We start from the raw sequence: 7838 nt of genomic DNA, 5'->3' as shown, positions 1-7838 counted from the left end.
CCTAATGAAGTTCTGACTGCATCATAGCAGCTCTAATTAGGTGGCCAAATTAACTATGCCACTACAATAGGAACAGGGAAAAGTAATTCCCCTCTCAGGCCAAACTTAGCCAACGTAGATAAATCATCCTTGCAAACATATTCTGCGAGTTGTCTATCTATCTCAGTAACGTCCAAATTTTGAATAGTTTCAAGTAATGCTCCTTGTAAATATACAGACCTAAATTTTTTCAACTCTAATGCAAATCCAATCTGTAAATCTGGTGACGGAAAATTGAATTTCATACTCATCCAACTGATATCCTTACAACGTTACTCTCTACTCCCTTTAATCTGTCTACAGCGATAGATACGTAATCCGGGTTAAGTTCGATCCCTACATACTGTCTATCTTCGTCTTGACAGACTACCCCAACTGTTCCTGATCCAAAAAAGGGATCTAATACAAAATCTCCAGGTTCGGAGGATGCCAGAATACATGGCCGAATTAAGTCCGCGGGAAAAGTTGCAAAGTGAGCTCCCGCAAACCCTTTTGTTTTAATATTCCAAACTGAACGCCTGTTCCTTAGCCCACCGTTTTCTGTTTGTTCTCTTACAGATTCCCAATCGTAGTAATATTTCTCTGATTTTGTGAACAAAAATAGATATTCGTGAGATCTAGAAGGTCTATCCTTAACACTTTCTGGCATAGCATTTGGCTTGTGCCAAACTATATCACTTCTCAGATACCAGCCATCATCTTGCAGCGCAAAGGCCAACCTCCAGGGAATACCCAGCAGATCTTTTGGCTTCAACCCGTCTGGCGTATCTGGGCGAACACCCATCGCTCTTGCAGGATTTTTCTTATCTGGAGCTCGATAACCTCTATTGCCACTTGTGTAACCATCTCCAATATTGACCCACAAGGAGCCATCTTCAGTTAAGACTCTTTTCACTTCTGAGAAAATGGCCACAAGCCTTTGTATAAACTGCGGCATAGTCTGTTCCAAGCCTATTTGGTCATCAATACCATAGTCTCTTAAACCCCAGTATGGCGGCGATGTAACAACACAACGCACAGAATTATTTGGCAACCGCCTCAATACAGTCAGAGCATCACCTTCAAAAATAGTTGAGCCACCAACGGCAAGCGCTCCATCACGTTGAATTTTTTCAACATTAGGTAGCTTTAGCTTTAATGCAACCTTTTCCATTTCTTAGTCCTCACTGGCGACATGGCTGAACCACGCCACAATGTTTATAGATAGTTGTTCTTGAAACCCCATATTGCTCAGCAACTTTACTAACACTCGCGTTAGGGTCTCTTAGTATCTGATTGATATTTAATATTTCCTTCGGGGATAGCTTGGGTTTTCTCCCTCCATTCCGTCCCCTGGCTCGGGATAACTCAAGCGTTGTCCTTGAACGCTCCTTACTTACCTGCAGTTCAAATTCTGAAAGCACTCCAAACACATCTAATGTGCAGCAATACGATTCTGGACTTACCTTAAAATCTTCAGTAACGCTGTATAATTCCGCACCTATCTGTTGGAGTGAGCACAAGGCTTTAACTAGCCCAGAAAGATTCTTAGCAATCCTTTCTAGCCTCCATACAATCAAGACGTCACCGCTACTTAATAGCTTTAAGCACTCGTTAAAGCCTCCCCCCCTATCTTCAAAAACAGACTGGCAACCGGAGCCTTTAAGAACTTCCAGTTGACGCTTCATATCCTTGTCATCAGAGGATGGCTTGGCATAGCCAATCGTTAGATTCATGAACATTTAATGAACATTGATTTATTGACTATATATTAACACTCATGACACATAGAAAATATACTGTATATTTATACAGTTTCAAGCTATGAAGCAACCACAGATCTAAGTTCAGAAACAGAGTGAGTCGTCCCTAGCGTTACGGTAGGGACGACTCGCAGAGTCGCGCTTCAAGGCATATTGCTCATGATGCCTTGAAGCAATTCAGGGAAAAGAGAAGGAAGGGACAGTCAAGGGACGGGTAACATTCTGCTTGCACCAACGGATCAGTTTGGTATCCTGAACTTTCATCAGCCCTTGCGGGCAAAAAGAAAATGGGCGCTTCTGCTGCCCTCAACACGTAAATACTGAGGTTGGGTACACCCTTGTACCTGTATGAACTTGGTCTGGAAAGCAGACCATATAATTCAACCAAGACCTTAGTAGTCCGTACAATCTTCTACAGACGATGTCCGGCTCAGCTTGTTTGCTTGGAGATCAGTTAGCCCCTGCGTTCCGCTGGAATGACATATATCGGTTACGACCATTTATGTGGCTTTAAAACTCACCTAACTTTCGGCATTTGCCCCCTGATCTCTGGTTTTGGTTTCCCCTATTGTCCAACAATCAAAATCTATGAGGAAATGGCAATGAGTCAGTTAGGCTACAAGCTAAATCAATTGGTGCATAAAACACACAAAGAAGATGGTTACTCAACACGCGGTAGTCGTGGCGATATTCTGAATCAAATGGCGAAACAGTTGCGGGATGCCGGATTCAACCTTAGAGATCCCAAAGGTCTTAAGGAGAAGCATGTGACTTTTCTTGTAAACCTTTGGAAAGAGCAGTCACTAGCTACCAAAACAATAAAAAATCGGATGTCAGCGCTAAGGTGGTGGGCCGACAAAGTAGGCAAGCGTAACATCGTTCATAAAACCAATGAGGAATACGGAATTGCGCGGGTTTTTTCGAGTCCTATTGGCAAATCGAAATCCTTGGACCTAGAAAAGCACTCCAAAATTACCGATGACCACCTGAAACTGTCCCTGCGGCTACAGCAGGAATTTGGGTTGAGAAGAGAGGAATGCATCAAGTTCATCCTGTCTTATGCTGACCAGCAGGATCACTTGCGCCTCAAAGGCTCTTGGACAAAGGGCGGAAAGCCTCGACAAATACCAATTAGAACAGACTCTCAGAAGAAGCTTCTCGACGACATCCGGGCATTCAACAAAGGAGCTTCAATGATTCCGGCAGAAAAAAACTATAAGCAACAACTCGACAACTACGTATACCAAACCTCGAGAGTTGGTCTTAGCAAAAATCACGGACTGAGGCATCATTATGCCAGAGAGCGTTACTTTTCCCTGACGGGATGGAAATGCCCCGCTGACGGAGGGCCTAAGCGGGCTGAGTTAAGCGGGGAGTTACGCAAGCAAGATGTTGAAGCCAGGATGATAATCAGTAGAGAGTTAGGGCATGAGCGCTTTAGTATTACCTACACATATCTTGGCAGCTAAATATATTAGAACCTCAAAAAAGGCACCTCTACTACGCTTACCTGTGACATTATTGATGTAATATTCCCTGAAAAAACTTAGGTTAGGAGAAATAATGAATGACTATTTACAGTGATCCAGCAGAAGAAGTCTCAACTCGTTATTTCCGTGAAATAAACCGAGTTGCCGGTCCTCTGAGTATCAGTGTGGGAATTGGGGTTCTCACAATGGATGGAAGACCTATCATCGCATGGATTACCTATGTACTTATCATGTTTTGGTGCATGTCTGAAGGGGGGGAGTATAGAAGGATTCTAAAAAGCAGGCCAAACTATCCAACGCCTTGGAACAGAATTCTAAGTCAATGCCTGCTACTCAATGCAGGAATGCTGCTTCTTGCTTTGATAGCAGTTGAATTGGTGTAAGAGCATTCAACCTATTCAGCTAAAAATTTGGCAGACCAGTTCAGAATCTCCTCTGCCAACTCGTTTTCAATACAAAAGAGGAAGGCGGTTGGCACTTTGAGAACGTGACTTAGTGCTACAACCGTTTTGAAGTCTGGGGTGTGAACACCGCGTTCATATTGGTTCATACGTGCAGACGCAACAAACTTATCCATCCCCGCCATTATTCCTAATTGCTTTTGGGATAGACCTAATCTTGTTCTTGCCTGCTTTAGCCGTGCTGGAAACGGCGAACCATCATTAGTTTTCAACTGGTGTAAGACATCCGCTATTGAAAACTAAGATTTTCTTAGCTTTAATGAAGCCTAGATACTAAGGAATACTTAGCTTTCAATTTGGCATGCCAAATTGAGCCGGGAGAAAATGACTATGCTTGAGACTCTTGTGTGCGTGTTGGTAGTAGTTATCTACTTGATAGCTAGCGTTTTTAACGCTGATGGCCAGTCAGCAGAGAAAAATGATCAGTTAGACCAGATGGATGATGGTATGGGCAATGTTATTACTGATGGCGAACATATGACCCGAGCAGAAGCCGAGGACGCCCAGGCCCGAGGTGAGCTATACGATACTTATTACTAAAGTCAATTTGGCATGCCAAATTGGGAAGAGCCTTTTATGACCGAAAACGAACTGATTGCGAACAGAGAGCTATGGCCATTTATACCTGCGCTGGCCGAGATAAAACGTCGCCTCAGCGGAATCGAGAGTGAATGTGAGCCGCTTGGTCTTTATTTTGATAAAGAAATCAGTACGGAAGAGGAAATGTTGGTCGCTTTAATATCCCAAAAAGCGTTTGCATTAGATATCACGAACGAACATGGCACTATTTGGGATGTAAGATTAGAGCCATTTTCAGAATTTAAGGCTCGCAGTACCCGGATATCCTTCCCGTTTACTGGCTATAATCCAGATAAGCAGCAGCAAATCAGCAGCTGGATCATCGAGCTATGTAACTGGGAAGGCGGAGTATTGTCCGGCATTACCAGGCACTAAACCCAATAGGAGGTGTGATGTCAGCATATGAATGGTTTCAGATGTGGGTTTTGATGGTTTTAGCGATTCGGGCTACCAGACGTTACAACAGACTCAAGAATGATCTTTTCAACGCTCTAAGAGAAGGGGCCTGATATGGGACCAGTGCTTGTCGGCTGCTGTTTGATACTCGGCATAGTGGCTTTCTTTGCTATAAGCTTTCATCTTGCCCTCAAGCGAGAGGCAGATCGCTCTAAGTAACCAATGTCCCTGTCATTTCACCTACACAATTTGGCATGCCAAATTGATAACTGTACTTGCATACATACTGTACATAAAAAAGGGGGGTTAAAGTTACCCTAGTTTTTCAAGAACGCTCGCGTTAAGACTCCGGTAGTTTCCTGTCTAGCAATGACAAACAAAGGAAACCAACCACTATGTATGAGCTACGTGAGAACGGTCTGTTCATTACCCACCAAGATGCCGAACCCAAGTTTCTGTGTGGCCCAATCCGGGTATTAGCTATCACTCGGGATGGTGAAAACAAACGTAACTATGGACTATTAATCGAATGGGTAAATCTGGATGGAGTGAAACTACAGCACGTCTTTCCTCGCCGCCAGATTATCAATGACTATGGCCGTCATCTGAAAGAGGTTCTGATCGATACAGGATTGTCCGTATCCAATCGCCCAAAAACTTGGGATCAAATCATTACTTATTTGAATCATGCCAACCCTGCCGAACGATACATCAGTGCAACTCAGACTGGTTGGGTTAACAAAAGCTTTGTAACGCCAGATTGGTGTGTTGGCAGAGAAACCGAACAAGTGATTTATGCTGGTGATGTTTCTGACATGCTGATACGAAGCGGTAGCATCAGCGATTGGCAGCAATCAGTTGCGATATTATGTATCAATAATCCGATGTTGGTATTCGCGGTATGCGCTGGGATTGCGGCACCCCTTCTGCATTGGCTCAAATGGCCAAGTTGCGGGATTCACCTATATGGTAAATCGAAGATAGCGAAAACGACGGTACTGAATCTCGCCGCAAGCCTTTATTCTGATTCAAGTTATGCCTATAGCTGGCGATCTACAGCCAATGGGCTTGAGGTAATAGCGTCCTCTCACAATGATATGCTTCTTTGCCTGGATGAATTGCACCAAGCCCAAGCTGAAGACGTTGACCAAGCCATTTATATGCTTGCCAATGGCATGTCCAAAATTCGAAGTAATCAGGATGGTTCATTGGGTAATAAACGTTCATGGCGCCTACTCTACTTCAGCACTGGAGAAGTAGGACTGGAAGAAAAGCTTTCTGCTATCCAAAAGAGTGTCAAAGCTGGTCAGGAAATCCGTTTTCTGGAAGTACCTGCTTCACGTAGGTTTGGAATCTTTGATGATCTGCATGGCCATGATTCCATTCAGTCCTTCTCCCGCGCTATCTGGCGTGGCATAGACCAAAGTCATGGCAGCTTTATGCCTGCCTGGGTCCAAACAGTCAGTGAAATTGAAGCATTGGGTGAGTTCCTGGAAAGTGCCATTTCCCGCTACCAGATGCTTTGGAGCTCTACCAATGAAGGCAATCAGGTAAAGGAGGCGATAAAACGATTTGCACTGCTTGCTGTTGCCGGAGAACTTGCAATCAAGTCTGGTCTATTACCCTGGCCAACAGGAGAAGCAGAAAAGTCGGTCAGAGTCGCATTTGAGGCCTGGTTAGAAGCAAGAGGATCTTCGGCAGACTCTGAGGACGAAAAGTTGGCTCGTCAGCTACCCATAGCCTTAAAACGCTGGCGGCTTCAGTTAGTTCAGCCCGGCACAACTCTCTCATCGAATCATGCCGGGTACTGGGTAAAAGATGGTGACGAAGTCTCTTGGCTGTTAACGCGCGAGGCCTTTGTCAAAGGGTTAAACCTGCCTTACAAGAACCAGCTATCTCAGTGCGTTCAATATCTGAAAGAAAGAGGCTGGCTGATTCAAAATGAGGATAGGGGTACCTTCAAAAAACAGATAGAGGGTGGCCTGCGTGGTGGCAGATACTTCAAATTGCTGCCGAACAGGATCATTCAAGAGTTGAAACTGGATATCCAGCTTTCCCACGCAACTTTCCCAAGTTAACTAACTGTAATAACTACATTTTCCCAGTTTCCCCATTTCCCAAGAGATTTATGAGAGAAATACCATGAGCAATAATATCTATGATGCACTGCGAATGAACGATGAACTACCTGAGATCCAAAACACACTCGCTGAAATGATCCTGAAAAGCCATTTGAGTACAAAGGCAGCTTTGACGGTAGACGAGTGCGCCATCTACACCGGCATGGCAAAGAGTTATATCTATAAACTCACACATGAGGGAATTATTCCCCACGCTAAACCAAATGGTAAGAAGATCTATTTCGACCGAGTTGAACTTGAACAGTGGTTGCTTAGCAATAAAGTCAGGGGCGACAGATGTCTGAATGACTTTATAAAACAAACTGCAAAAGAACTTAACAAAAAGGCATCAATTGGTTACCAGAGAGAGTGACGCTAATAGCGGACAACAGTGATACAGTCTGATAGTTTATCTACATGGACGGGTGTTGATGTTGATAATTTAATGGAAGTACAGAATTTGGTAGAAGATGGTTTTGATGATTTCATTAAAGAAACTTTAGCCAGTTGGAATATTCAATACCTTACTGATATTCAGCAGCATGCAGTAAAAGCAGGCGTCATGCTTGGGCAAAGTATGATAGTCAGTGCACCTACATCTTCAGGAAAAACTCTGGTAGGTGAACTAGCTGCACTCGCAGGCATTCGAAGTGGTAAGCAGATTATTTATCTAGTTTCCCACAAAGCCCTCGCCGATCAGAAATATCTGGATTTCTACCAGCGTTTTGGTGAGAGCGCAAAAACCCCATTGGCCACAATCGGGCTCAGCACCGGTGACCGAGAAGAAGGGGATGTGGATGCACAGTTTACAGTAGCTACTTATGAGAAAGCCTTAGGATTGCTTTTGGCTGGGCAGTTGAGGTCAAACGATGCCGTTGTTATTGCAGATGAACTGCAGATTCTTCGTGAAGAAGGCAGAGGCCCAGAAATAGAAACACTGTGTGCTGTAGTGGTCAAGTCATATTGGCCACAGGTTTATAGTTACGCCAGTATCTTCGTTCTGACTCGTTT

The 7838-nt window shown here is 44.1% G+C and carries 11 protein-coding genes; 7 read left to right on the top strand and 4 right to left on the bottom strand.

All coding sequences use genetic code 11. The features are described from left to right. Window positions 1-53: 53 nt before the first annotated feature. The 3 genes from ABD028_RS17760 to ABD028_RS23320 are packed head-to-tail and all read right to left on the bottom strand — an operon-like array spanning window position 54 to window position 1754. The gene (locus ABD028_RS17760) at window positions 54-290 is read right to left on the bottom strand and encodes an XcyI family restriction endonuclease (RefSeq protein ID WP_343846691.1); all 237 of its coding nucleotides are present in this window, start codon (window positions 288-290) and stop codon (window positions 54-56) included. Next, the gene (locus ABD028_RS17755) at window positions 287-1192 is read right to left on the bottom strand and encodes a DNA-methyltransferase (RefSeq protein WP_337880893.1); all 906 of its coding nucleotides are present in this window, start codon (window positions 1190-1192) and stop codon (window positions 287-289) included. The genes ABD028_RS17760 and ABD028_RS17755 overlap by 4 nt, the downstream gene beginning before the upstream one ends. Before the next feature lie 10 nt (window positions 1193-1202). After that, the gene (locus ABD028_RS23320) at window positions 1203-1754 is read right to left on the bottom strand and encodes a recombinase family protein (RefSeq protein ID WP_425542134.1); all 552 of its coding nucleotides are present in this window, start codon (window positions 1752-1754) and stop codon (window positions 1203-1205) included. A gap of 629 nt (window positions 1755-2383) precedes the next feature. Between ABD028_RS23320 and ABD028_RS17750 the strand changes: the two genes are divergently transcribed. Further along, the gene (locus ABD028_RS17750; RefSeq protein WP_343846689.1) at window positions 2384-3250 is read left to right on the top strand and encodes a phage integrase N-terminal domain-containing protein; all 867 of its coding nucleotides are present in this window, start codon (window positions 2384-2386) and stop codon (window positions 3248-3250) included. Window positions 3251-3348: 98 nt separating this feature from the next. Continuing rightward, complete coding sequence (locus tag ABD028_RS17745) at window positions 3349-3654, top strand: hypothetical protein (RefSeq protein WP_343846687.1); 306 nt, start codon at window positions 3349-3351, stop codon at window positions 3652-3654. Window positions 3655-3665: 11 nt separating this feature from the next. Here ABD028_RS17745 and ABD028_RS17740 read toward each other — a convergent pair whose 3' ends face one another. Beyond that, entirely contained in the window at window positions 3666-3944 is a 279-nt protein-coding gene (locus tag ABD028_RS17740) for a helix-turn-helix domain-containing protein (protein WP_337880897.1), read from the bottom strand. Between the two features lie 118 nt (window positions 3945-4062). Between ABD028_RS17740 and ABD028_RS17735 the strand changes: the two genes are divergently transcribed. The 5 genes from ABD028_RS17735 to ABD028_RS17715 all read left to right on the top strand — a co-directional run. Further along, window positions 4063-4272 carry a hypothetical protein gene (locus ABD028_RS17735; RefSeq protein WP_343846683.1) on the top strand — a complete coding sequence of 70 codons (210 nt, stop codon included), beginning with the start codon at window positions 4063-4065 and terminating at the stop codon, window positions 4270-4272. Window positions 4273-4308: 36 nt separating this feature from the next. Beyond that, on the top strand, window positions 4309-4686 hold the full coding sequence (locus ABD028_RS17730; protein ID WP_343846682.1) for a hypothetical protein: 378 nt from the start codon (window positions 4309-4311) through the stop codon (window positions 4684-4686). A gap of 416 nt (window positions 4687-5102) precedes the next feature. After that, on the top strand, window positions 5103-6785 hold the full coding sequence (locus ABD028_RS17725) for a DUF927 domain-containing protein (RefSeq protein WP_343846680.1): 1683 nt from the start codon (window positions 5103-5105) through the stop codon (window positions 6783-6785). A 64-nt stretch (window positions 6786-6849) separates the two neighbouring features. Then, complete coding sequence (locus ABD028_RS17720; protein WP_343846678.1) at window positions 6850-7200, top strand: helix-turn-helix transcriptional regulator; 351 nt, start codon at window positions 6850-6852, stop codon at window positions 7198-7200. Window positions 7201-7218: 18 nt separating this feature from the next. Further along, window positions 7219-7838: DEAD/DEAH box helicase (locus ABD028_RS17715; RefSeq protein ID WP_343846676.1), on the top strand; the 620-nt coding region annotated here is incomplete at its 3' end.

The sequence above is a fragment of the Bowmanella denitrificans genome (assembly GCF_039522935.1).
Taxonomy (GTDB): domain Bacteria; phylum Pseudomonadota; class Gammaproteobacteria; order Enterobacterales; family Alteromonadaceae; genus Bowmanella; species Bowmanella denitrificans.
This window is presented reverse-complemented; position numbering and strand designations above follow the sequence as displayed.